The sequence below is a fragment of the Achromobacter colocynthidis genome (assembly GCF_057334535.1).
The window spans coordinates 44,022-64,916 of the sequence record NZ_JBHFIZ010000038.1; the positions used below are offsets into that span (position 1 = coordinate 44,022).

Annotated in this window: 24 protein-coding genes; 11 read left to right on the plus strand and 13 right to left on the minus strand. The window is 66.3% G+C overall.

All coding sequences use genetic code 11. The features are described from left to right. Positions 1 to 2: 2 nt before the first annotated feature. The 3 genes from ACE04A_RS24375 to ACE04A_RS24385 are packed head-to-tail and all read right to left on the minus strand — an operon-like array spanning position 3 to position 1,614. The gene (locus ACE04A_RS24375) at positions 3 to 923 is read right to left on the minus strand and encodes an NAD(P)-dependent oxidoreductase (RefSeq protein WP_485820610.1); all 921 of its coding nucleotides are present in this window, start codon (positions 921 to 923) and stop codon (positions 3 to 5) included. Then, positions 920 to 1,333: a carboxymuconolactone decarboxylase family protein gene (locus ACE04A_RS24380; protein WP_008163645.1), complete on the minus strand. Its 414-nt coding sequence runs from the start codon at positions 1,331 to 1,333 to the stop codon at positions 920 to 922. Before ACE04A_RS24380 ends, ACE04A_RS24375 begins: the two co-directional genes overlap by 4 nt. Then, on the minus strand, positions 1,285 to 1,614 hold the full coding sequence (locus ACE04A_RS24385) for a pentapeptide repeat-containing protein (RefSeq protein WP_485820686.1): 330 nt from the start codon (positions 1,612 to 1,614) through the stop codon (positions 1,285 to 1,287). Before ACE04A_RS24385 ends, ACE04A_RS24380 begins: the two co-directional genes overlap by 49 nt. Here ACE04A_RS24385 and ACE04A_RS24390 point away from each other — a divergent pair. From ACE04A_RS24390 to ACE04A_RS24425, 8 genes are all read left to right on the plus strand, one after another. Further along, complete coding sequence (locus tag ACE04A_RS24390) at positions 1,518 to 2,813, plus strand: ABC transporter substrate-binding protein (RefSeq protein ID WP_485820611.1); 1,296 nt, start codon at positions 1,518 to 1,520, stop codon at positions 2,811 to 2,813. The genes ACE04A_RS24385 and ACE04A_RS24390 overlap by 97 nt on opposite strands. A gap of 30 nt (positions 2,814 to 2,843) precedes the next feature. After that, entirely contained in the window at positions 2,844 to 3,704 is an 861-nt protein-coding gene (locus tag ACE04A_RS24395; RefSeq protein WP_485820612.1) for a branched-chain amino acid ABC transporter permease, read from the plus strand. A gap of 5 nt (positions 3,705 to 3,709) precedes the next feature. Continuing rightward, the gene (locus ACE04A_RS24400) at positions 3,710 to 4,678 is read left to right on the plus strand and encodes a branched-chain amino acid ABC transporter permease (RefSeq protein WP_448718392.1); all 969 of its coding nucleotides are present in this window, start codon (positions 3,710 to 3,712) and stop codon (positions 4,676 to 4,678) included. Beyond that, on the plus strand, positions 4,671 to 5,411 hold the full coding sequence (locus ACE04A_RS24405; protein WP_485820613.1) for an ABC transporter ATP-binding protein: 741 nt from the start codon (positions 4,671 to 4,673) through the stop codon (positions 5,409 to 5,411). Before ACE04A_RS24400 ends, ACE04A_RS24405 begins: the two co-directional genes overlap by 8 nt. Then, on the plus strand, positions 5,408 to 6,121 hold the full coding sequence (locus tag ACE04A_RS24410) for an ABC transporter ATP-binding protein (protein WP_391438880.1): 714 nt from the start codon (positions 5,408 to 5,410) through the stop codon (positions 6,119 to 6,121). Before ACE04A_RS24405 ends, ACE04A_RS24410 begins: the two co-directional genes overlap by 4 nt. 173 nt (positions 6,122 to 6,294) lie before the next feature. After that, positions 6,295 to 7,038: a GntR family transcriptional regulator gene (locus ACE04A_RS24415; protein ID WP_438857962.1), complete on the plus strand. Its 744-nt coding sequence runs from the start codon at positions 6,295 to 6,297 to the stop codon at positions 7,036 to 7,038. Continuing rightward, complete coding sequence (locus ACE04A_RS24420; protein ID WP_448718389.1) at positions 6,983 to 8,221, plus strand: alpha/beta fold hydrolase; 1,239 nt, start codon at positions 6,983 to 6,985, stop codon at positions 8,219 to 8,221. The genes ACE04A_RS24415 and ACE04A_RS24420 overlap by 56 nt, the downstream gene beginning before the upstream one ends. Then, a complete protein-coding gene (locus ACE04A_RS24425) occupies positions 8,218 to 9,021 on the plus strand; it encodes an N-acyl homoserine lactonase family protein (protein WP_438857960.1) in 804 nt (267 codons plus the stop codon). The genes ACE04A_RS24420 and ACE04A_RS24425 overlap by 4 nt, the downstream gene beginning before the upstream one ends. A 4-nt stretch (positions 9,022 to 9,025) precedes the next feature. Here the strand turns inward: ACE04A_RS24425 and ACE04A_RS24430 are convergent, their stop codons facing one another. The 10 genes from ACE04A_RS24430 to ACE04A_RS24475 all read right to left on the minus strand — a co-directional run bounded on the left by ACE04A_RS24430 (position 9,026) and on the right by ACE04A_RS24475 (position 18,640). Further along, on the minus strand, positions 9,026 to 9,478 hold the full coding sequence (locus ACE04A_RS24430) for a hypothetical protein (protein WP_438857959.1): 453 nt from the start codon (positions 9,476 to 9,478) through the stop codon (positions 9,026 to 9,028). Positions 9,479 to 9,585: 107 nt separating this feature from the next. Next, positions 9,586 to 10,371 carry an HpcH/HpaI aldolase family protein gene (locus ACE04A_RS24435; protein WP_391438889.1) on the minus strand — a complete coding sequence of 262 codons (786 nt, stop codon included), beginning with the start codon at positions 10,369 to 10,371 and terminating at the stop codon, positions 9,586 to 9,588. Between the two features lie 31 nt (positions 10,372 to 10,402). Continuing rightward, a complete protein-coding gene (locus ACE04A_RS24440) occupies positions 10,403 to 11,389 on the minus strand; it encodes a Bug family tripartite tricarboxylate transporter substrate binding protein (protein WP_448718386.1) in 987 nt (328 codons plus the stop codon). A gap of 72 nt (positions 11,390 to 11,461) precedes the next feature. Further along, positions 11,462 to 12,484 carry a LacI family DNA-binding transcriptional regulator gene (locus ACE04A_RS24445; protein WP_404976411.1) on the minus strand — a complete coding sequence of 341 codons (1,023 nt, stop codon included), beginning with the start codon at positions 12,482 to 12,484 and terminating at the stop codon, positions 11,462 to 11,464. Beyond that, positions 12,481 to 13,248, minus strand: a complete 768-nt coding sequence (locus ACE04A_RS24450; RefSeq protein ID WP_448718385.1) for an SDR family NAD(P)-dependent oxidoreductase — start codon at positions 13,246 to 13,248, stop codon at positions 12,481 to 12,483. Before ACE04A_RS24450 ends, ACE04A_RS24445 begins: the two co-directional genes overlap by 4 nt. Further along, a complete protein-coding gene (gene hisD / locus ACE04A_RS24455; RefSeq protein WP_485820614.1) occupies positions 13,245 to 14,564 on the minus strand; it encodes a histidinol dehydrogenase in 1,320 nt (439 codons plus the stop codon). The genes ACE04A_RS24450 and hisD overlap by 4 nt, the downstream gene beginning before the upstream one ends. 106 nt (positions 14,565 to 14,670) lie before the next feature. Continuing rightward, positions 14,671 to 15,567: a glycerophosphodiester phosphodiesterase gene (locus tag ACE04A_RS24460; RefSeq protein WP_448718383.1), complete on the minus strand. Its 897-nt coding sequence runs from the start codon at positions 15,565 to 15,567 to the stop codon at positions 14,671 to 14,673. After that, positions 15,557 to 17,158 (minus strand): hypothetical protein, encoded by a 1,602-nt coding sequence (locus tag ACE04A_RS24465; RefSeq protein ID WP_448718382.1) that lies wholly within the window; start codon positions 17,156 to 17,158, stop codon positions 15,557 to 15,559. The genes ACE04A_RS24460 and ACE04A_RS24465 overlap by 11 nt, the downstream gene beginning before the upstream one ends. 1 nt (position 17,159) lies before the next feature. Continuing rightward, positions 17,160 to 18,074 (minus strand): hypothetical protein, encoded by a 915-nt coding sequence (locus ACE04A_RS24470; protein ID WP_448718381.1) that lies wholly within the window; start codon positions 18,072 to 18,074, stop codon positions 17,160 to 17,162. 98 nt (positions 18,075 to 18,172) lie between these two features. Continuing rightward, complete coding sequence (locus ACE04A_RS24475) at positions 18,173 to 18,640, minus strand: hypothetical protein (RefSeq protein WP_448718380.1); 468 nt, start codon at positions 18,638 to 18,640, stop codon at positions 18,173 to 18,175. Between the two features lie 199 nt (positions 18,641 to 18,839). Between ACE04A_RS24475 and ACE04A_RS24480 the strand changes: the two genes are divergently transcribed. The 3 genes from ACE04A_RS24480 to ACE04A_RS24490 form a co-directional block, all read left to right on the plus strand. Beyond that, positions 18,840 to 19,436: a hypothetical protein gene (locus ACE04A_RS24480; protein WP_259250875.1), complete on the plus strand. Its 597-nt coding sequence runs from the start codon at positions 18,840 to 18,842 to the stop codon at positions 19,434 to 19,436. Between the two features lie 113 nt (positions 19,437 to 19,549). Beyond that, the gene (locus ACE04A_RS24485) at positions 19,550 to 20,215 is read left to right on the plus strand and encodes an RNA polymerase sigma factor (protein ID WP_448718379.1); all 666 of its coding nucleotides are present in this window, start codon (positions 19,550 to 19,552) and stop codon (positions 20,213 to 20,215) included. A 2-nt stretch (positions 20,216 to 20,217) separates the two neighbouring features. Beyond that, positions 20,218 to 20,895: anti-sigma factor (locus ACE04A_RS24490; RefSeq protein ID WP_485820615.1), on the plus strand; the 678-nt coding region annotated here is incomplete at its 3' end.

The following is a 20,895-nucleotide window of genomic DNA, read 5'->3' on the forward strand; positions in this document are numbered from 1 at the left end:
ATCTAGGAATCCGTTGTCTTTGCGCCCAGCTCCACGCCGGCCAACTGTTCAGATAAGCGCGCCACGGCGGTGTGGTCCTGCCCCTTGCCCAGCGTCTTGCCGGCCGAGGCCCAGAGCTCGCGGCACAGCGACGCAAACGGCGTGGGCGTGCCGGTGTCGGTGGCGATACCCAACGCGATGCCCAGGTCCTTCACCATCAGATCCAGGCCGAAGCCCGAGTTGAATTCGCGCGACAGCACGAACTGCTTGAACTTCTTTTGCGTGGAATTGTTCATGCCGGTGGACGCGTTCAGCACGTCCACGATCACGTTCGGATCCAGGCCGAATTGCTGGCCGATCAACATGGCTTCCACGCCGATCAAGAAGCCGCCCGCCGACACCAGATTGTTCAGCGCCTTCATGGCGTGGGCGCTGCCTACATCGCCCACCGGCGTGATCGACGTGCCCATGGCGGATAGCGCCGGGCGCACGCGCTCAAGCGTGGCGGCCGGGCCGCCGAACATGATGGACAAGTCGCCGGTGCGCGCGCGCGGCACGCCGCCGGACACGGGTGCATCCACCATCTGCCCGCCCGCCTCGGCCACCGCCTGGGCCAGGCGCTGCGTATGGGCCGGCACGCCCGAGCTCATTTCCACCACCACGCTGCCGGGGCGCAGGCCCGCCAACACGCCATCGGCGCCGCTCAGCACTTGTTCAACGATGCCGCTGGTGGGCAGCATGGTGACGATGATGTCGCTTTGCGCGGCCAGCGCCGCGCAGGTGGCGGCTGCCTGGCCACCCACTTCCCGCGCGAACTTGTCGGCTTGCCCCGGCACGGCGTCGAACACCGTCACCGCGAAGCCGGCCTGCACCAGCCGCGCCGCCATCGGCCAACCCATGCTGCCGATGCCGATCAGGCCCACGCGTTCTTGCGCTGCGCTCATGCTTGCTGCTCCTTGAAGGCGCCCTCTTCTTCCAGCACCTGGTTGGCCACCTTGAAGGCGTCCAGCCCCGCCGGAATGCCGCAGTACACGGTGGCTTGCAGCAAGATCTCTTTGATCTCTTCCACCGTGACGCCGTTGTTCAGCGCGCCCTTGACGTGCAGCTTGATCTCGGCCGGGCGGTTCAGCGCCGTCAGCATGGCCAGGTTCAGCATGCTGCGCGTCTTCTTCTCCAGGCCCGGACGGCCCCAGGTATAGCCCCAGCACCATTCGGTGGTGATGTGCTGGAACGCCATCATGAAGTCGTTGGCGCGCGCCAGCGAACCATCCACGTACTCGGTGCCCAGCACCTCGCGACGCAGGTTCAGGCCTTGGTCAAACAGGGCTTGGGTTTCGGATTTGATGTCTGCCATGAGTTCCTCGTTGGTGATGGTGATCGGCAATTACGTGATCGATTGTCAGCCCATTTTTGTCGGATCGTCAATAGTCGGATTGTCAGACAATATGCTTGACTGCGTAAATATTGAGCACAATAATGCGGCAAAGCGCCGGGCTGGCTGCCGTGCGCCCCATCCCCATAAAAGCCAGGAGACAAGCATGAAAAGCAACGCCAAACAGGTAGTGCGTCACGCAGCCGTGCACCACGCAGCCGTGCGCCACTCAGCCGTGCGCCACTCAGCCGTGCACCACGCAGCCGTGCGCCAAGGCCGTCGGGAATTTGTCGCGGGACTGGGCGCGGCCGCCCTGGCGGCCTCGCTGCCGGGCATGGCACGGGCCGCACCGGCCGAGATCAATGTCGGCGTCATCCTGCCGCTGTCCGGCGCCAACGCGCAGTTCGGGATCAATTCCCGCCAGGGGCTGGAACTGGCCGCCGACGAGATCAACGCGGCCGGCGGCATCAAGTCGATCGGCGGCGCCAAGCTCAAGCTGATCATCGCGGACGCCACCTCGCAGCCCACCACCGCCGCCACCGTGGCGCAGCGCCTGATCACGCAGAACCGTTGCGTGGCCATCATCGGCGCGTACGCCTCGTCGCTGACGCTGGCCGTCTCCGAAGTAACCGAACGCCGTGGCATTCCGCTGTTGACCATGTCGTTCTCGGACATGCTCACCGAGCGCGGCTTCAAGCACATCTTCCAGGTGGTGTCCAAGGGCTCGGTGCTGGGCAAGGCTCAATACGATTACGCCGCATCGGTCGTGGCGGGCGCGTCCGACATCAAGAAGATTGCGCTGCTGTACGAAGACACGGCCTACGGCACCTCGCAGGCGGTGGGCGTGCGCAACGCGGCCAAGGCGGCCGGCGCCCAGATCGTGCTGGACGAGGCCTACCCGCTGGGCATCACCGACGTGACGCCGCTGATCAGCAAGCTACGCGGCTCCGATGCGCAGATCGTGTTCCCCATTTCCTATCTGAACGACAGCCTGCTGATCATCCGCGTGATGCGCCAGCAACGGCTGACCGTGCCCGTGGTGGGCGGCGCGGCGGGCTACGTGATTCCTGACTTCGCCAAGGCACTGGGCCAGTACGCCCAGGCGGTGCTGTCGATTGCCCCGGCCAACTACGACCAGGCGCCCGAATACACCGAGCGCTATCGCAAGCGTTTCGGCACCTTCATGCCGCACGAAGCGCTGGAACACGCCGTGTGCGCGGGGGTGCTGGCCCAAGCGCTGGAGGTGGCGGCGTCCGACAAGCCCGAGGCCGTCACCCAAGCCCTGCGCGCCAAGAAGTACGACCAGGGTTGGGCGGGCGTGATGTCGGGCGGCGGCGTGCATTTCGACGCCAAGGGCCTGAACACGCTGGCCCAGCCCGTCATGGTGCAGTGGCAGAACAACGAGCTGGTGTCGGTGTGGCCACAGGCGCTGGCCAAGGGCCGCGTCATCAGCGCCGGCTGAATCCAGAGCGCAAGACAGAGGGGGACGGTCATGCAATTCTTGCAGGCGCTGGTGGACGGCATTTTGCTGGGCGGCGTTTACGCGGTGATCTCGATCGGGCTGACGCTCGTCTTCGGGGTGGTGTCCATCGTCAACTTCGCCCAGGCAGAGTTCCTGATGGTGGGCATGTTCGTGGCGTACTTCGCCTGGAAGCTGCTTGGGCTGGACCCGTTGGTGGGGTCGCTGCTGTCATTCGCCGTAGCCTTCGTGCTGGGCGTGCTGACGCAAAAGTTCCTGATCAACCGGGTGATGAAGGCGCCGGCCGTGGCGCAGATTTTCCTGACGGTGGGCTTGCTGATCGTCATGGAAAACCTGGCGCTGATCCTGTTCGGATCGGAGTTCCGCTCGGTGCAGACGCCCTACCAGATGACCGCGCTGGCCGTGGGCCCCATTCTGTTCAGCGCGCCGTATCTGCTGGCCTTCGTGGTGGCGTCCGTGGCCGGGCTGACGCTGTGGTGGGTGTTGAAGAAAACCTGGTGGGGCATGGCCGTGCGAGCCACCGCGCAAGACCCGATGGCCGCCCGGCTGTCGGGCATCTCCACCCACCGCGTGCATCAGTTGGCCTTCGGCCTGGGCGGGGGGCTGACGGCCCTGGGCGGCGGCATCATCCTGCCGTATCTCACGGCATCCACCACCGTGGGCGCGCAATTCAGCGTGCTGATGTTCACGGCGGTGGTGTTGGGCGGCCTGGGCAGCGTGATGGGCGCGGTGGTGGGTGGCGTGGCGGTGGGCGTGATCCAGTCGCTGTCGTCGCTGGTGCTGCCCATGCAACTGCAAAACCTGGTGCTGTTCGCCATCTTCATTCTGGTCCTGGCCGTGCGCCCGGAAGGTCTTTTGAAAAGGGCAGCATGATGCGCATGAATCGACAAATCTTGCCCTGGGCGCTGCTGCTGGCGGTGGCGCTGGCGGCGCCCTGGTTGATGGAAGACCAGGGCTACGCCATGCGCGTCGTGACGCTGGTGCTGCTGTTCGCGGCCATGGGCCAGTCCTGGAATATCGTGGGCGGGTTGGCCAATCAGATCTCGTTGGGCCATGCGGCCTTCTTCGGCCTGGGTGCGTATACGTCCACGCTGTTGCTGATGCGCTACGGCATTTCACCCTGGCTGGGCATCGTGGCCGCGATGGCGGTGGCGGCGATGGCGGGCGCGCTGCTCAGCCTGCCCACCATGCGGCTGCGCGGGCACTACTTCGCGCTGGCTACCTTGGCCTTTGGCGAAGTGCTGCGCGCCATCGCCAACACCTGGGCCTCGGTCACGGGCGGGCCGGTGGGCCTGTCCATTCCGTTTGCCGAAGGCTGGGCGCAGATGCAGTTCAAGTCCAGCATTCCGTACTACTACCTGATGCTGGGGGCCGCCATCATCACGTCCGTGGTCTTTGCGCTGATCAGCCGTTCGCGGCTGGGCTACCGCTTGCGCGCCGTGAAGGCCAACCCGCAAGCGGCGGAGGTCATCGGCGTGAACACCGCGAAAACCCGCATCCTGGCCGCCGTGGTGTCGGCTGCGCTGATGGGCGCCTGCGGCACGCTGTACGCGCAGTTCATCTACTTCTTCGACCCGGACACGGTGTTCTCGCTGGTAGGCGTGTCGGTGCGCGTGGCGCTCATCTGCATCATCGGCGGCGTGGGCACGGTGGCGGGGCCGCTGATCGGCGCGCTGGTCATCATTCCCTTGGAAGAGGTGTTCAACGATTGGCTGTCGGGCCACACGGCCGGCGTGTCGCAGTTGGCGTTCGGCCTGATCCTGATTGCCATCATCCTGATCGAGCCGCGCGGCCTGTCGGCGCTGTGGGCGCGGCTGCGCAACCTGAAGCGGGGCCAGCATGCCTGACATCCTGAAAGTCTCGAACATCCAGCGCCGCTTCGGCGGCCGGACGGCCGTGGACGACGTGTCGTTCAGCGTGGCGCGCGGCGACATCCTGGGCCTGATCGGCCCCAACGGCGCGGGCAAGACCACGCTGTTCAACCTGCTGATGGGTTTGTACGCCAGCCAGGGCGGGCGCATCGAACTGGAAGGCCGCGACGTCAACGGCCTGCGCCCCCACCAGATCGCCGCATTGGGCATGACGAAGACCTTCCAGAACGTCGCGCTGTTTCCCGAGATGACGGTGCTGGACAACGTGCTGGTGGGCGGCTTGCTGCGCCACGACGTGCCGCGTGCCCGCCAGGTGGCGCGCGACAGCCTGGACCGCGTGGGTCTGTCCGCCATTGCGGCCAAGCCCGCCGGCGAACTGTCGTTTCCCGAACAGGCGCGGGTGGAACTGGCGCGCGCGCTGTGCACCGACCCCCGGGTCTTTCTGCTGGACGAGGTGATGGCGGCGCTGAACGAAGCCGAGATGGACACGATGCTGGACCTGATCCGCACGCTGCGCGATGAATCCGGCATCACCTTCATCGTGGTGGAACACCACATGCGCGCCATCATGCGGCTATGCAACCGCATCCTGGTGCTGTCGTTCGGCCAGAAGATCGCCGAGGGCAGCCCGGCCGAGATCGCGGCGAACCCCACGGTCATCGAGGTGTACCTGGGCAAGTCGATGGAACACATGGAGGCCGGCGCATGAGCCTGTTGCAAATTCGGGGGCTGACCGCCTCCTACGACCGCAGCCCGGTCTTGCACGACGTGTCGCTGGAGGTGCCGGAAGGCGGCTTCATCGCGGTCGTGGGCGCCAACACCGCGGGCAAGAGCACGCTGCTGCGCTGCGTATCGGGCTTGCTGGACAAAGTCAGCGGCAGCATCGTCTTCGACGGGCAGGACATCCTGCGCCTGCCGCCGCACCGCATACCCGAACTGGGCATCGCCCATGTGCCGGAAGGCCGCCATGTTTTCCCCGAGATGACCGTGGAAGAAAACCTCTACCTGGGCGGCTACACCCGCCGCCGGGACGGCGCGGCGCTCAAGCGCGGCTGCGACGAGGTCTATGCCTTGTTTCCCCGCCTGTTGGAGCGCCGTCGGCAGGCCGCCGGAACCTTGTCGGGCGGCGAGCAGCAGATGGTGGCGTTCGGCCGCGCACTGATGCTCAAGCCCCGGTTGCTGCTGCTGGACGAACCCAGCCACGGTCTGGCGCCAAAAGTGGTCGAGGAAATGCACCAGGCCATGATCGACATCCACCGCAGCGGGCTGACCATTTTGCTGGTGGAGCAGAACACGCGGCTGGCGCTGTCGGTGGCTGAACACGCCTACGTGCTGCAATCCGGCGCCATGGTGCTGTCCGGGCCCAGCCACGCGCTGATGGAAGACAGCCGCGTGCGCGAAGCGTACCTGGGGCTGTAGCGATGGGGCCAAGGCGATGGGGCTCAAGCGATGAGGTTAAGGCTATGAGGTTAAGGCTATGACCCGCCGGCGGGATATATTGCGTCTTTACGTTGAATCGGCGGTGCGCGGCGCCCTGGCCAAAAGCCTGGATGACGCCTTGCCCCCGCCGCCACGCTAAGCGAGAGACAGCCATGCCCACCCCCACCGGTGCGATTTTCGAGAAGCCCACCACCCTGCGCACCCGCGTCGAGGAATATCTGCGCGGCGCCATCATGGATGGCCATATCAAAGGCGGTGAACGCCTGCGCGAAGTGGAGCTCTGTGAGCAACTGAGCATCAGCCGCAGCACGCTGCGCGAAGCCCTGCGCACCCTGGAGGCCGAACGGCTGATTTCCATCGAGCCCCATCGTGGCCCCACGGTGGTGCGCATCACTGAAAAAGCGGCGCACGACCTGTATGCCCTGCGCGCGCTGCTGGAAGGCTTTGCCGCGCATGAATTCGCGCGCCTGGCCAGCGATGCCGACGTCGAGCGGCTGCGCAAGGCCGTCGATGCGCTGCACCGCCAGGCCAAGGGCAGCAACAAGTCGGCGCTGCTGGCCGCCAAGCGCGATTTCTACGACGTGCTGCTGTCGGGCTGTGACAACGACCTGATCAAGGACATGCTGCCGGGGCTGCTGTCACGCATCAACCTGCTGCGCGCCACCTCGTTCGCGCGCCCCGACCGGCTGCCGGAAAGCATGGCCGAAATCGACGACATCTACGAGCGCATCCGTGCTCGGGACCCACAAGGCGCCCAAGCGGCCGCACAGAGCCATATCGTGAACGCGGAACGCACCGCGCTCGACGTGCTCCGGCGCCAACAAGAGGAGGCATCAACCCGTGAAGGCGACCGTCCAGGAACTGAGGGCCGTAACGGCCCTGGCGCAGCAGGATAGCGAATTCATCAGCGCAGCCAGGGCCCTGCCCTGCGCCATCTGGCTGCAAGTAGGCGCTGATCCGGAAGACCGGATTTGCGCCTGGGCCGGCCAGCCCGCCGCCCCCTCGCAGTGCATCGTCATCAGCGCCTTGCCGGACACCTGGCACAAGCTGATGACCCCCACCCCTCCCCCCGGCTACCACTCCTTCACCGCCGCGCACCGCTTGGTGCCGGGCTTGCGCGTCAAAGGCGATGCGCTGGCCATTGCGCAGGCGCTGCATCCCCTGGAACGGTTATTTGAAATCCTGCGCGGGCAGCAGGACGACGCCGCGCCCTCCGACCTGCTGGACCGCGGCAGCATCACCGGCCACTACGCCACGCTGGATCTGGGCGACACCCACACTTCCCTCTACGTCGAAACCAGCGGCCTGACGGACGGCCCGCCGCTCTTGATGCTGCACACCGCCGGCGCCGATTCCCGCCAATACCACGCGCTGATGGCCGACGCCGAGCTTCGCGCCCAATGGCGAATGATCGCCTTCGACATGCCCGGCCACGGCCGCAGCATGCCCCTGCCCGGCCGCGCCTGGACCGATACCGGCTTGACCCGCGACGCCTATCTGCACACCTGCCTGGCCGTGATCCGCCAACTGGCGGGCGCGCCCGTCGTGCTGCTTGGCTGCTCGATGGGCGCGGCGATGGCTTTAGTGATCGCCGCCCGCAGCCCGGCGGACGTGGCGGGCGTGGTGGCACTGGAAGCGCCGGACAAGGCCGTTGGGCGCCGCACACCCATGCTGTGCCATCCCCAGGTGAATCAGGCAGCGCACAACCCGGCCTATGTGCGCGGGCTGATGGGCCCCGCCGCCACCTTGCAGGCGCGCCGCGAGGCGGCCTGGATCTATGCGCAAGGCGGCTACAACGTCTACGCCAACGACCTCTGGTTCTACAGCGAAGACTTCGACGCGTCCCAGCACCTGGACGGCCTGGACACGCGCGCGTTCGGGGTGTCGCTACTGACGGGTGCCTACGACTATTCGGCCAGCCCGGAGGATTCGCGCCGCGTTGCCGCGCGGATACCCGGGGCGCGCTTTACCGCCATGCCGGACCTGGGCCACTTCCCCATGGTGGAAAGCCCGCAGCGCCTGATGCACTACCTGAAGCCCGAACTCGACCACATCCGAACCACCCGGGGAATCGCATGACGTTGCCGGAATACGAAGTCTATGCCCTGCGCTATGCCACCGTTGCCCGCCGACGCGCGCAGAACTTCATCACGCCGCCCGATCCCCACGACGGCCCGATGCCGATGGATTATTTCGTCTGGGTCATCCGCCGCGACCAGCGCGTCTGGCTGGTCGACACCGGCTTCAACCACGCCGCCGCCGACGCACGCGGCCGCGACTTCCTGCGCTGCCCGATCGATGCCTTGAAAACACTGGGGCTGGCGCCCGACGACATTCAGGACGTCATCGTCACGCACCTGCACTACGACCACGCCGGCAACCTCCGCAAATTACCGCATGCCCGCCTGCACTTGCAGGAAAGCGAGCTGCACTACGCCTGCGGCTGCAACATGCGCTTCGACATGCTGCGCCACGCCTATGCGGTGGAAGACGTGCTTGATGTGGTGCGGGGCGTTTACGACAAGCGGGTGGACTTCTACAACGGCCACGACGAGATTGCGCCGGGCCTGCAACTGCTGCACATCGGCGGCCACACGCAGGGGCTGCAAGCGGTGCGGGTGCATACGGCGCGCGGCTGGATCGTGCTGGCCTCGGATGCCAGCCACTACTACGACAACATGGGCCTGGATGCGCCGTTTCCCATCGTGCTGAACGTGGCCGACATGCTGGCTGGGTACGAGACCTTGCTACGCCACGCCGAGTCGCCGGACCACATCGTGCCGGGACACGACCCGCTGGTTCGAAGCCGCTACCCCAGCCTGGTGCAAGGCGACACCGAAGTCGTGGCGCTGCACCTGCCTTGCCTCCCTTCGGATTGAGCCCTTACAGCGAATACCGGTACTCGCAATTCAGCGTGGCGGTCAACGGCGTTGCCGTCTGCACGCCCGTGGCCGAGCGTGGCCGGGGCGCGGTCAATTTGGCCTGGAAGGTACCCGAGCGGTCGCCGCTGTCGCTCGTCTTTTCCACCGCCATGGTCGCGGGCAGCGCGTACAGCGTCAGCGCGGTGCCGGGGGATGGCACGCGCAGCAGGAACACCGATTGCGGAAAATCCGAGACCACGAAGCTGCCGTCGCTTGTGCTGTCGTTGAAGCTGAGCTGCGCGTCGAAGTAGCTCAGCGTCAGGTCCAGGTCTTCGGAGGACGGCGACGGGATGACGCCCTTCAAGCCCACCTTGCCGCTGTCCGACAGGCACGACAATTCGGCCGGGGCCGAGCCGGCGTGGGCCGCCCCGATCAATAACATGCAGGACAGAAACGAAATCGCGCGTGCGGGCATGTGGGCTTCCTTGCAGGGTCGGAGGGCGATAAAGCCGCCAAGTTTATGCGCAATTTCCGCCCTGCATTTTTCGGCCCTTGTTTTCCACCCCCCGCCCCGCGCCACCTTCAATAGCGCAGTTGCGCGTCCCGTCCGGCCGAGGCCGCCTGCGCCAGCGCCCGCGTGATGATGCTGGTGGACACGTTGGCGAAATAGCGGGCGCCCAAGGCGCCGTACTTCTCTTCGTCGGCCGGTGTCAGCGCAATGATGCCGGGGCATTTCCCGGCCGATGCGATGGCCTTCAAGCCCTGCTCGATGGCCTGCTGCACGGGCGCCGCCGTCCAGTCGCTGCCGTGGCCCATGGCGTGGGCCAGGTCGTTCGGGCCGATGAAGACGGCATCCACGCCCTCCACCGCCGCGATCTCCGCCGCCACGGCAATGGCTTCGGGGGTTTCGATCATGGCGATAAAGCCGATGCCGTCATTGCTGTGTTGCGTGTGCCCCGCCCCACCGAACGCGCCATAGCCCGCCGCGCGCGTGCTGAAGGCGCTGCCACGGCGACCCAGGGGCGGGTAATGCACCATGGCCGCCAGCCGCCGCGCCTGCTCGGCGCTTTCCACCATGGGCACCTGCACCGCGCTGGCCCCCATGTCCAGCACGCGCGGCAGGTCGTGTTCAAAGCAGCGCACCACCGGCACGATGCCCGCCGCGCGGGCGGCGCGCAGCATGTGTTCGGTGGTGCCGAGATCGGCGCTGCCGTGCTCGTTATCCAGAATGATGAAATCGAAACCGGCGTATGCGCACATCTCCACGATGGCCGGGCTGGGCAGCCCGTTGAACAAGCCGCGCAAGGGCTTGCCGCTGCGCAGCATGTCCGGCAGGCGGCCGTCCAGGGGATGGTGGGAATGGGTCATGGAAGTCTCCTGCGATGGCTGGGAAAGGCGATCAGTCTGCCTGGATACCGGCGTCCTTGATGACTTTGCCCCATTTATCGATTTCGCTGCGCTGAAATTGCGAGAACGCCGCCGAGCCGCGCCCATCCGGCGCCACGCCCAGCGTCAGCAGCTTGGCACGCACCTCGGGCGTCTTCACGATGCCCGCCAATTCGCGCGCCAGTCGGTCCACCACGGGCGCGGGCGTGCCGGCGGGCGCGAAGATGCCTTGCCAGGACTGCATTTCAAACCCGGGCAAGCCCAGCTCGGCCAAAGGCTTCACGCCCGGCAGATCGGCCAGCGGCGCGGCGGACGTCACGCCCAACACCTTGACGCGCTTGGAGTCGATCATCGGACGCGCGGCGGCAACGGTTTCGAAGACCATGTCGATCTGCCCGCCAATCAAATCCACCATGGATTGCGAGCCGCCCTTGTAGACGATCTGGCGCAACTGCGTGCCCGAGATGGACTGGAACAATTGGCCCGACAGATGTTGCGAGGTGCCCGCGCCCGCCGTGCCGTAGGTCAGCGTGTCCGGCTTGGCGCGCGCCGCATCGATCACCTGCTGCACCGTGTTGAAGGGGCTGTCGGCACGCACCACCAGCGCATTGCTGACCATGCCCACCAAGGCAATCGGCGTGAAGTCCTTGACCGGGTCGTAGCCCAGCTTCTTGATGAAGAACGGGTTGACCGCGTGCGTGGTGATGGTGCCGCCTTCGATCGTGTAGCCATCGGGTTCGGCGCGCGCCGCCAACTGCGTGCCCACGATGCCGGATACGCCCGGCTTGTTCTCAACGATCACCGATTGCCCCAGCCGGGCGCTCAACTGCTCGGCCATCAGGCGCGCCACGCCGTCAGACACGCCGCCGGGCGAGAACGGCACGATGTATCGGATGTTCTTGGTGGGCCAGGCGGCGGCGTCGCCTTGGGCGTGAGCCAGGGTGGCGGTCAGGCCGAACGCCGCGACGGCGCTCATGGTACGGATGAAAATGCTGCGCATGGGTGTGTCTCCTGCTGAGTGTGTTGAGCGCGTTCTGTGTGCGCTTTGTGTTGTTGCCGGTCAAAAAAGAAATCAGGGTCCTGCCCGCACGGTGGCGCGTTCAATCAGGCTGCATGGCACGACGATGTCGCGCGGTTGCAGTTCGGCGTGCATCTGTTCGCGCAGCAGGGCCACCGTGGCGTCCACCATGGGTTCGACCTGCTGGCGTATCGTCGTCAAGCGGTACGCGCCCCATGCCGCCTGCGGCACATCGTCAAAGCCCACCACGGCCACGTCTTGCGGCACGGACAGGCCCAGTTCCTGGCGCAGCACGTCCAAGGCCGCGATCGCCATGTGGTCGTTGCCGGCAAGAAGCGCGTCGGGCGCGGTGGGTCCAGGGTCGGCAAACAGCCTGCGCACCGCTTCTTGCGCGCGATCAAAGTCGTAATGGCCCACCTCGCGGCGATGCAGCGCGTGGCCCAGTTCATGCAGGCCGTCCACAAAGCCGCGTTCGCGTTCGATGCTGGTCGATGAATCTTCCAGGCCCGCCAGATAGGCAAAGCGCCGGTAGCCGCGTTCCACCAACAAGCGCGCCGCCATCTGGCCGCCCGCGTAGTTGTCGGACGTGACCGAACTGCTGGCGTGCCGCGCCAGCCCGCCCAGGATGGACACGCGGTTGAATTGCACCACCGGCACGCCGACCTCGGCGCAACTGCGCGCCACGTTCGAGGACAGCATGGCGGATGCCATGACGATGCCGTCCACCTGGTATTGCAGAATTTCCGCCAGCACGCCGTCGGCCGCTTCATCGACTTCCGCGATGAACATCAGCACGTGATAGCCCTCTTTCTGTAGCTTCTGCGACAGCTTCTCGATGACCAGCGGATAGAACTGGTTTTCCAGATAGCTCATCACCAGCGCCACGATGCGGCTGCGCCGCGTGATCAGGCTGCGGGCCAACGCGTTGGGCCGGTAGCCCAGCTTCTGCGCCGCCGCCAGCACCTTGCGACGTGTCGCTTCCGACACGCTGGCACCCGGCGTGAACGTGCGGCTGACGGCGGACTGGGACACGTCCGCCAGGTCCGCCACGTCTTGTGCGCGCGGCGCGGCCTTCATGCGGCTGTCCATCCCGCATCCAGCATCAGCGCGCTGCCCGTCATCAGGCTGGACGCGTCGCTGGCCAGGAACACGATGGCGCCCATCACTTCTTCCAGCCGCCCGACGCGGCCCAGCGCGTTGCGCGCGCAGACCCAATCGCGAAAGCCGGGCTGCTCCAGCATGCCGGCGGTCATGGGGGTTTCGATGAAGGTCGGGCACACGGTATTGACGCGGATGCCCGCGCCCCCCACTTCCCAGGCCAGCGCGCGCGTCATGCCTTCCAGCGCGTGCTTGCTGGCGCAGTACAAGGTGCGCCGGGGGCTGCCCACATGCCCCATCTGCGACGACACGTTGATGATCGACCCCGGCAGACCTTCCTTTAGCAGGCGGCGCGCCGCCGCGCGGCTGGTGTAGAACGCCGCCTTGACGTTCAGGTCCAGTACCGCGTCGATGTCCTCGTCGGACTGCTCCACCAAGGGCTTAGGGCGATTCATGCCGGCGTTGTTCACCAGGATGTCGAAGGGGGCGGCTTGCGCGACCGCGGCATCCACAGCGGCAGAGTCCGTCACGTCCAGCACTAGCGCGGCGCAGTCGATGCCTTCGGCGCGCAAGGCCTCACAGACTTGCAGCAATTCAGGTTCGCGGCGCGCCGCCACCGTCACGTGTGCACCCGCGCGCCCCAGCGCGGCGGCGGCGGCCAGGCCGATGCCGCCGCTGCCGCCCGTCACCAGGGCACGGCGTCCGTCCAGACGGAAGTCGGGTCCTTTGGGCAGCGCAATCATGCCTGCGCCTCAACCGGCTGATACCAGGGCAGGTCGGGCCGGTCGCCATAGCGGCGCACGCGGATGTTGGCCTGTTCGCCGTGGCCCGCGAAGTTCTCCATATGGCACAGGCGCGAGCAGTACTCGCCCATCGTCGCGCTGGCCGCGTCGGTCAGCACGCGCTGATAGGTGCAGGTCTTCAAGAACTTGCCCACCCACAAGCCGCCCGTGTAGCGCGCGTTGCGGTTGGTCGGCAGCGTGTGGTTGGTGCCGATCACCTTGTCGCCGAAGCTGACGTTGGTGCGCGGCCCCAGGAACAACGCGCCGTAGTTGGTCATGTTGTGCAGGAAGTAGTCGGGGTCGCGGGTCATGACCTGTACGTGCTCGAAAGCCAGCTCATCGGCCACTTGCAGCATTTCCTCGATCGTGTCGCAGACGATGACTTCGCCGCAATCCGCCCAGGCCTTGGACGCGATGCCGGCGGTGGGCAGGATGGCCAGTTGGCGTTCGACTTCGGCCAGGGTGTCCTGCGCCAGTTGTTCACTGTTGGTCAGCAGCACGGCGGGTGAGGTGGGGCCGTGTTCGGCTTGGCCCAGCAGGTCCACCGCGCACAATTCGCCGTCCACGCTGTCGTCCGCGATCACCAACGTTTCGGGGGGGCCGGCGAACAGGTCGATACCCACGCGCCCGTACAGTTGGCGCTTGGCTTCGGCCACGAACATATTGCCCGGCCCGACCAGCATGTCCACGGGCGCCACGCTGGGCGTACCCACCGCCATGGCGACCACGGCCTGCACGCCGCCCAGCACCAGGATCTCGTCGGCACCGGCCATGTCCATGGCGGTCACGATGGCCGGATGCGGCTTGCCTTGATACGGCGGCGCGGTCGACACAATGCGCTTCACCCCCGCCACCTTGGCGGTCAGCACGCTCATGTGCGCCGAAGCCAACAGCGGGTATTTCCCGCCGGGGATGTAGCAGCCCACGGCGTTCATCGGCACGTGCTTGTGGCCCAGCACCACGCCGGGATACGTTTCCACTTCCACGTCACGCATCGAATCGCGCTGGATCTGGGCAAAGTTGCGCACCTGGGATTGGGCGAACGCAATGTCCTCGATCTCACGCGCCGACAATTGCTTGCGGGCCGCTTCGATTTCCGCGCGCGACAGGCGAAAGTCCGCCGGGTCCCAGTTGTCGAACTTGCGGCTGTAGTCGCGCACGGCGTCATCGCCGCGTGTCTCGATGTCGCGGATGATGGCTTCGACGGTGGCGCGTACCTTGGCGTCATCGTCGGTTTTTACGGCGGCGGTACGGCCGCGCTTCAGATAGCGAATCATGGTTTTCTGGCCCTGCAATCGTGAGTGGTTCAACAAAGTGAGGCCACTTTCGAAGGCTTGCATACGTATGCAAATAGGGAGAAACCCGGATAAGGAACGTCGCCGCTTAGCCGCCCATCGCCTTGCAGAACGCCTGCGCCTCGCCGTCGATGATGACGCCCGACGGCAGATAGCCTTCGCGCTGCCGGGTCGCGCGCAGTTGCTGCGCCAAGGCCGCATCGCCGCCCACCGCGTACACAAAGACGCGCACCGATTGCGCCGCCGCGTCGCGCAGCAGTTGCGGGTTGGCGGCAAGCGTCATGGCGTCCACATGCACGCCCACAGGCGCGCCGACCGTGGCGGCCAGGTTGGCCAGCCAGGGTCGGGTCAGCTTGGGCGCCGTGGCACGCTGCGACACGTACTTGCCCAGCGGATTCGCGCTGACGGATTCCGCATGGCGGGGGTCGAACACGATCAAGCCCAGATAGCCCTGCGGGTCCGTGCCACGCACGCAGCGCAGCGCTTCGGGAAACGCCGACGTGATCATCCAGTTGCCATGCGGCAGCGCCTGCTGCAGGTTGGCGACCAGCTTGCCCACCGGCGCGCAGTCGCGATAGACGACCTTGAGTTCGGCGTTGAACGTCTTGGCCGGCTGCGCGGCCGCGACTTGCAGAGCGTCGTCCAGAAACGGTGGCGGCTGCCCGCCGCCCTGCCCCGTCAGCTTGGCGCCGCGCCAGTCCGCGCTGCTCAGTTGCAGCACGGCGCGGCGGCCGACGCCGCTTACCGTCCTGCCCGTCAGCAGGTCGTGATGCAGGACCCAGCGGCCGTCTTTCAGGCGCTGCATGTCGATTTCCACGCCGTCCCAGCCGCCCGCATACGCGGCGCGGATAGACGCCAGCGAATTCTCGGGCAGCGTGGGCGCGCCGCGATGCGCGTGCACCTGCATGCCCAGGCAAGCGGCGCCGGCGTCGGCCCAGGGCAATATCGCGGCCAGCGCCGCGACCATCAAGCGCCTAGCTTGCATCGCCGTGGTACCCGTATTTGATGCCGCCCAAGACGCGCGTGCGCACGGCTTCGTTGAACGGGTAGGTATAGGCCTGGCCCACCACCACCACGTGCGCCACATTGGCCAGCACGCGGCGGCGCAGCGCCTGGCCAAGGGATTCATCGTCGCGCCCGGACTCCGCTCGCGACATCTGCTGGAACAGCTCGCTTTGCGTGACGCCGTTCTGCATGAAGGAAAACGCCGTCCACACGCAGACCAGCGTCAACACCAAGGCCGCGCCCGCCGCGCGCGGCGCGGTGCGGCCCGGTTCCTGGCCAGCAGGCGTGCGCAACCAGACGACCAGCTTGGCGATCAGGTACAGGAGCTTGGCGAAGTGGCCCACCGCGCCCAGCAGCGAGCACAGCAGCGCCACCGGCGGCACGATGGCCGCGCGGGCCGCGTCCTGGCCCAACTGCTGATGCTGTCCACCGCGTTGAAAGTCCGCGGTTTGCGCGGAAAAGCGCGGCATGGCCTCGTCCACCGCGTGGTCCAGCATGCCGTCGTACAGCCGCTTGAAGCTGGCGGCATCGGTGTAGTTGGCCGCCACGTTCATGTTGGCCGGCACCAACAGCGCCTGGCGCAACAGCTTCTGCACACCGGGGCGGGCCACAAAATCTTCATACGACAGGCCGGGCGGAATCGCATCGCCTTCAACATGTACGGTACGGCTGCGCAGAGTCTTCCAATACTGCTGCGCAACCGCCTCATTGAAGGTCGCACGGTCATACGGCTGCCAGTCGGCCGGCACCGGCACGCGCTTGCGCACGTCGCGCACCACGCGGCTCTCGTAGCGCGCGGGCACGGTTTCCGGGGTCCAACCGCGTCGCGACAGATTCTTGCGGTAATCACTCCAGGCGCGGTCCTGCTCGCGCGCCAGGCCGATATCTGACGCCACCGGCACACCGGCGTATTTCTTCCAGCGGTCGGCCACGGACTGCATCACCGTGGTGTAGACCTGGTGATAGCCGCGTATGCCCGGTGCCGTCATGCGCACGTCGCGGCCATCGAACGTAAACGTCTTCATCTGGCGCTGCAGGTCGGCGCGGATGACCTGACGCTTCTTGGGTTCGACCTTCTCGTCCAGGTTATCGATGTTGGACAGCAGCACCTGGAACACCGCCAGGAACGCCTTGCCCTCGGGGCGCGCATAGACCGCGTCGTCCACCAGGCCGTCCAGATGCAGATCGCCCTGCACCAGCGAGCGTTGTAGCAAGCCGGCATTGGTGGCGATGCGGCGGAAGTCGCCGTCGCGCGTATCCACCAACACATTCACCAAGGTCTTGATGGCGCCGAACACCACGAACGCAGTCACGGCGCAGGCGACGGCGATCTTCAGAAACGAAGGCTTGCCGGTACGCAAGCGCCGCGTCCACAGCACTTGCAACACCACCAGCGCGGCGGCAATGCCTGACAGGCTGCGGCCGAAGAACTCCAGCTCTTCGATGTCGTGCGGCGTGGCGCGGCTGCCCACCACGTCAAGCAGGCGCGCGTTGAAACCAAGTTCAAAGCTCAGGTAGACGACCGTCAGCGCGATCAGGATAAGAATCTGGCGAATCTGGGCTTGCCGCACGTCAATCTCTCAGGTCGATTCGGGTCGAGGTGATTTCCTCGTCGGGCAGGTCCAGCTGGGCGGGCGTGCGCGAGGCGCCGGCGCGCGGCGACGACACGCTGGCGCTGGCCGCCGTCGCGTTGCCGGCCGACACGGGGGCAGGCGGCGCGGGCACGACGCGACCCGCGCTCTGGGATGGCGCGGTGGCCGGGGTTGCCGGCATCGGCGCGGGGGATTTATTGGGCCGACCGGACTTGCCCGATTTGCCCGGCTTGCCCTTGGCGGTCGGCGCGGCCGGTGGCGGATACACGCCGTACTGGCGTATCGACTCCATGTAGCCCGAGGGGTACAGCGATTCGTCGGCGAAGGGTTTGGCGCGCGGATTCATACCGGCCACCGACTTCACGTCGCCACGACGCATGCGGCCGTCCTGCGTGTAGACAAAGCGCTCAATCGCGCTGCCTTTGGGAAAATCCAGCGTCATCGCGCTGCGGTCGTCCTGCACCAACACGGCCGGGCGGTCGCGGCAATTGCCCAGGTCCCAGGACAGCACGTCCGAACCCTCGATGGCCAGCACCGTGTAGCGGTAGTCACAACGGCGGGTTTGCGTCTCGATGACCACCACCGTGCGCGGGCCCACGTTCTCGGTGCGCGCAACCCGGGCCGATTCCACATTGTTCAAGGGCACCACGCGCTGGTTGCCCGAGAGCTTGACCGAGAAGTTCTTGCCTTCGCGCCGCAACGTGCCCAAGCCCCCGTCTTGCAAGGGGAACTGGCCGATCTCGGTGCCGAACAAGGCCGCGGTATCGACGCTATAGACGTAGCCGCCACGGGAATTGGTCTTGACCGCGCAAGCGCTCAAGCCTCCCAGCAACAGCAGCGCGGCCGCCAGGCGCAGGGTCAACGAACGGAACAAGAACGGGTGCATCGAAATCATCGTGGTGTCGGGAACGGCCCCGCAATGTATCTCAAAGTTACAAGGCGAGGCCAGGCTTGTTTCAATTCCGCGAACGCAGCAGCGCCCGCATTTTTTAATCAGCTTGCGCTGACGCCGCCTTGCTTGCTTTCCAGCGCGTCCTTGACCAGTTCGCCCGCGCTATGGCGGATAACCGACACGCAACGCGCCATGATGGCGCGCAGCAAGGCTTCGGCCGGCAGCGTATCGGCGGCGGCCACAAAGCTCTCGAGCGATGCCGTCACGCGCCCGGGCTTGCCGTCGCGGTCTTGCTGCAAGCTGAGCTTGACCGCCTTGCAGCGGTGGTTGACCCCGTTGATGACTTCCAGCAGTTGCACACGGCTCAGGCCCAGTTCCCCAGCGTCCACGAAGCTCGGGTACACCAGGCGCAAGAACTCCGGGTCCGACTCGCTCAGGCTGAAGAACATGGTGCCCAGGTCCGGGTGGCGAAACAGCACGTCCCCGTCTTCGTCAATGCGGGCGACCAGGCCCAGTTCTTCCTGGACCACGTTCTGGTACAGGGCGGTCAGCGGGGTGGGGTTGGACATGAGGGGACTCTCCGTGGGGTGTGGCAAAGGGGGTATGGCGGCGCGAAAACCGCGCCCTTGCCCTCTGCTACGCACCCGGCGCGGAAAGGTTCGAAAAATATGTTCGACGAACTTCAAGAAAAATAAATCGAACCTTTCCGCGCGCCGCGCATAGCGATGGGTACAGGCACACATTTGCCGCCACCCACAAGGAAAGACCATGCAAGAGAAAGCGCTGCGCGACGCCCTGACCCAGGCCAAGACCCTTGGCGGCCGTTTGGTAGCCATGGCGGCCCCCGCCGCCGCCCGCGTCAACCGTGGCGACGCGGTGGGCGCATTGCTGTTCCTGCTGGCCACGACCGTGTTCTCGGTGATCACCGTGCGCATGATGGGGTCCAACGCCAGCCTGAGCTTCTATGACCTCTTGCGCCTGCAAAACGGCGGTAGCGCGCAGGGCGCGATGGCGGGCGAAGCGTCGGGCGCGGGCATCTACGCGCTGCTGTGGCTGCTGGCCGTGGTGGGCCCCTTGCTGCCGTCGCTGATGCCGCAGCGCGCCGCCCGCCTGGGCTACTTCCTGCCGCTGGTCTTGTGGGGCATTGCGCTGGCCGGTGTGGTCTCGCAAGTACGCGAACTGATGGAGGCCACGCGGCAATTCGCGGGTTTCATGGGTAATTCGCGCGCCAGCCGCAACATGGCGGGCGACATGGCCTCGACGCTGTGGAGCAGCCTGAGCTTTGGTTTCGGCTTCTATCTGTCGTTGGCGATTGTGGCGGGCTTCACCATTCGCGGCATCGCCGTGCTGCGCCGCCGCGCTTGATTTTCCTGGCTTGCACGGCTAAGGTGCCGCTGCCCTCGCCTTGCAGGGCGGCGGCGTCCCGCGCCGATGGGCTGACGTCACGCGCGTCCAGTTCGCCAACAACAAGCTGAACCATGAACACGCTCGAACCCAAGCGCTACGTCATCACCAACGTCGACGCGCTGTTGCGCATCATGCATGCCGACCCGCGCTACGCGCTGGAGTTCCGCAACAAGGCCGAACAGCACATCACGCTGAAGCTGCGCAAGAAGTTCTTCAATACCTCGCCGGAAGGCGTGGTGGACGCGTTCAACAACGCGCTGATGAAGTTCCTGCAAACCCGCACGTTCAAGGACGAAGGCTTTCAGCACGGCCAGCCGCCGGGCGGTTGGGCGGCGCATGAATTGGCGGTCAGCAAGCTGGGCGGCTACCTGTACCGGGGTTCATTGCACGAGCTGATTCAGATGCATCGGCGCACGCGGCACGAAGTGCGCTGGAGCGGACCGAACGCTGACGGCGATGCGGACGACAACGTCTTTGACGACGCCGAAGACGTTGGCGACCCCTCGCCGTTTGCCGACCCGGCGCATGCCTACGAGCACCTGTCGGTCGTGCAGCGCATGCGCGACTGCCTCAACAAACTAAGCGATACCTTGCGCGCCACGATGTTCCTGTATCTGGACGAAGTGCCAATGGAACAGATCGCCAAGCAGCAAGACCTGCACGTGCCCACCGTCAAGAGCCGCCTGCACGCGGCGCGCAAGCTTGTGACGGACTGCACGCGCAAAGGAATGGACTGATCATGTCTGAAGACCGCATACTGTCCTACTTGTCGGGCGAGCTCGACGACGACGCGCGCCGCGCGTTCGAGGCCGACCTGGCGCGCGACCCCGCGCTACAGGCCGAGGTCGACGACTGGCGCACGCTGGCGCAAGCGCGCCAGATGGCGCACAACGACATCGGCCAGGCCGAGCGCGACACCGGCTTTTTGCGCGCGCTGGCCGAGCAGGCACGGATAGCGTCCGCGCCGAAGCCAGAGATCAAAACCACCCGCGCGCGCTTGTGGCAATGGTTGTGGCCCACGCCCGCCAGCCCGCTCATGCCCTTGGGCTGGGCGCTGGCTATCGCGCTGTCGGTCGTCGTCGTACTGCAAGCGCCGCAAGACGGCAAGGTGCCAGGCGCAGGATCGGGTGCGGCATCAAGCGCAGTGCCGGGGACCATGTCCGACGGTGTGCCACTGTCGGGTGGCACGCTGACCCGGGGCGGCGGCGCTTGCCCGCGCCTGGTGGTGGATTTGCCCGACGGCGTCACCGCCAAGCAACTGCGCAACACCTTGTCCCAATACGCCGTGTCCGTCGTGGCGGGCCCTGACGAAGACGGCCGCTTCGTATTGAGCGCCGCGCGCGAGTCCTCCTTGCATGACGCCGCGCAGGCGCTAGGCGCGCGGTCCGTGTCCGTGGCGCCGGCCGGCGCCGGCCCC

Bases quoted from the DNA above. Each gene is read 5' to 3' on its own strand.
- ACE04A_RS24375 (WP_485820610.1), bottom strand. From the start codon at position 923: ATGAGCGCAGCGCAAGAACGCGTGGGCCTGATCGGCATCGGCAGCATG.
- ACE04A_RS24380 (WP_008163645.1), bottom strand. From the start codon at position 1,333: ATGGCAGACATCAAATCCGAAACCCAAGCCCTGTTTGACCAAGGCCTG.
- ACE04A_RS24390 (WP_485820611.1), top strand. From the start codon at position 1,518: ATGAAAAGCAACGCCAAACAGGTAGTGCGTCACGCAGCCGTGCACCAC.
- ACE04A_RS24395 (WP_485820612.1), top strand. From the start codon at position 2,844: ATGCAATTCTTGCAGGCGCTGGTGGACGGCATTTTGCTGGGCGGCGTT.
- ACE04A_RS24400 (WP_448718392.1), top strand. From the start codon at position 3,710: ATGAATCGACAAATCTTGCCCTGGGCGCTGCTGCTGGCGGTGGCGCTG.
- ACE04A_RS24405 (WP_485820613.1), top strand. From the start codon at position 4,671: ATGCCTGACATCCTGAAAGTCTCGAACATCCAGCGCCGCTTCGGCGGC.
- ACE04A_RS24410 (WP_391438880.1), top strand. From the start codon at position 5,408: ATGAGCCTGTTGCAAATTCGGGGGCTGACCGCCTCCTACGACCGCAGC.
- ACE04A_RS24415 (WP_438857962.1), top strand. From the start codon at position 6,295: ATGCCCACCCCCACCGGTGCGATTTTCGAGAAGCCCACCACCCTGCGC.
- ACE04A_RS24425 (WP_438857960.1), top strand. From the start codon at position 8,218: ATGACGTTGCCGGAATACGAAGTCTATGCCCTGCGCTATGCCACCGTT.
- ACE04A_RS24430 (WP_438857959.1), bottom strand. From the start codon at position 9,478: ATGCCCGCACGCGCGATTTCGTTTCTGTCCTGCATGTTATTGATCGGG.
- ACE04A_RS24435 (WP_391438889.1), bottom strand. From the start codon at position 10,371: ATGACCCATTCCCACCATCCCCTGGACGGCCGCCTGCCGGACATGCTG.
- ACE04A_RS24440 (WP_448718386.1), bottom strand. From the start codon at position 11,389: ATGCGCAGCATTTTCATCCGTACCATGAGCGCCGTCGCGGCGTTCGGC.
- ACE04A_RS24445 (WP_404976411.1), bottom strand. From the start codon at position 12,484: ATGAAGGCCGCGCCGCGCGCACAAGACGTGGCGGACCTGGCGGACGTG.
- ACE04A_RS24450 (WP_448718385.1), bottom strand. From the start codon at position 13,248: ATGATTGCGCTGCCCAAAGGACCCGACTTCCGTCTGGACGGACGCCGT.
- hisD (WP_485820614.1), bottom strand. From the start codon at position 14,564: ATGATTCGCTATCTGAAGCGCGGCCGTACCGCCGCCGTAAAAACCGAC.
- ACE04A_RS24460 (WP_448718383.1), bottom strand. From the start codon at position 15,567: ATGCAAGCTAGGCGCTTGATGGTCGCGGCGCTGGCCGCGATATTGCCC.
- ACE04A_RS24470 (WP_448718381.1), bottom strand. From the start codon at position 18,074: ATGATTTCGATGCACCCGTTCTTGTTCCGTTCGTTGACCCTGCGCCTG.
- ACE04A_RS24475 (WP_448718380.1), bottom strand. From the start codon at position 18,640: ATGTCCAACCCCACCCCGCTGACCGCCCTGTACCAGAACGTGGTCCAG.
- ACE04A_RS24480 (WP_259250875.1), top strand. From the start codon at position 18,840: ATGCAAGAGAAAGCGCTGCGCGACGCCCTGACCCAGGCCAAGACCCTT.
- ACE04A_RS24485 (WP_448718379.1), top strand. From the start codon at position 19,550: ATGAACACGCTCGAACCCAAGCGCTACGTCATCACCAACGTCGACGCG.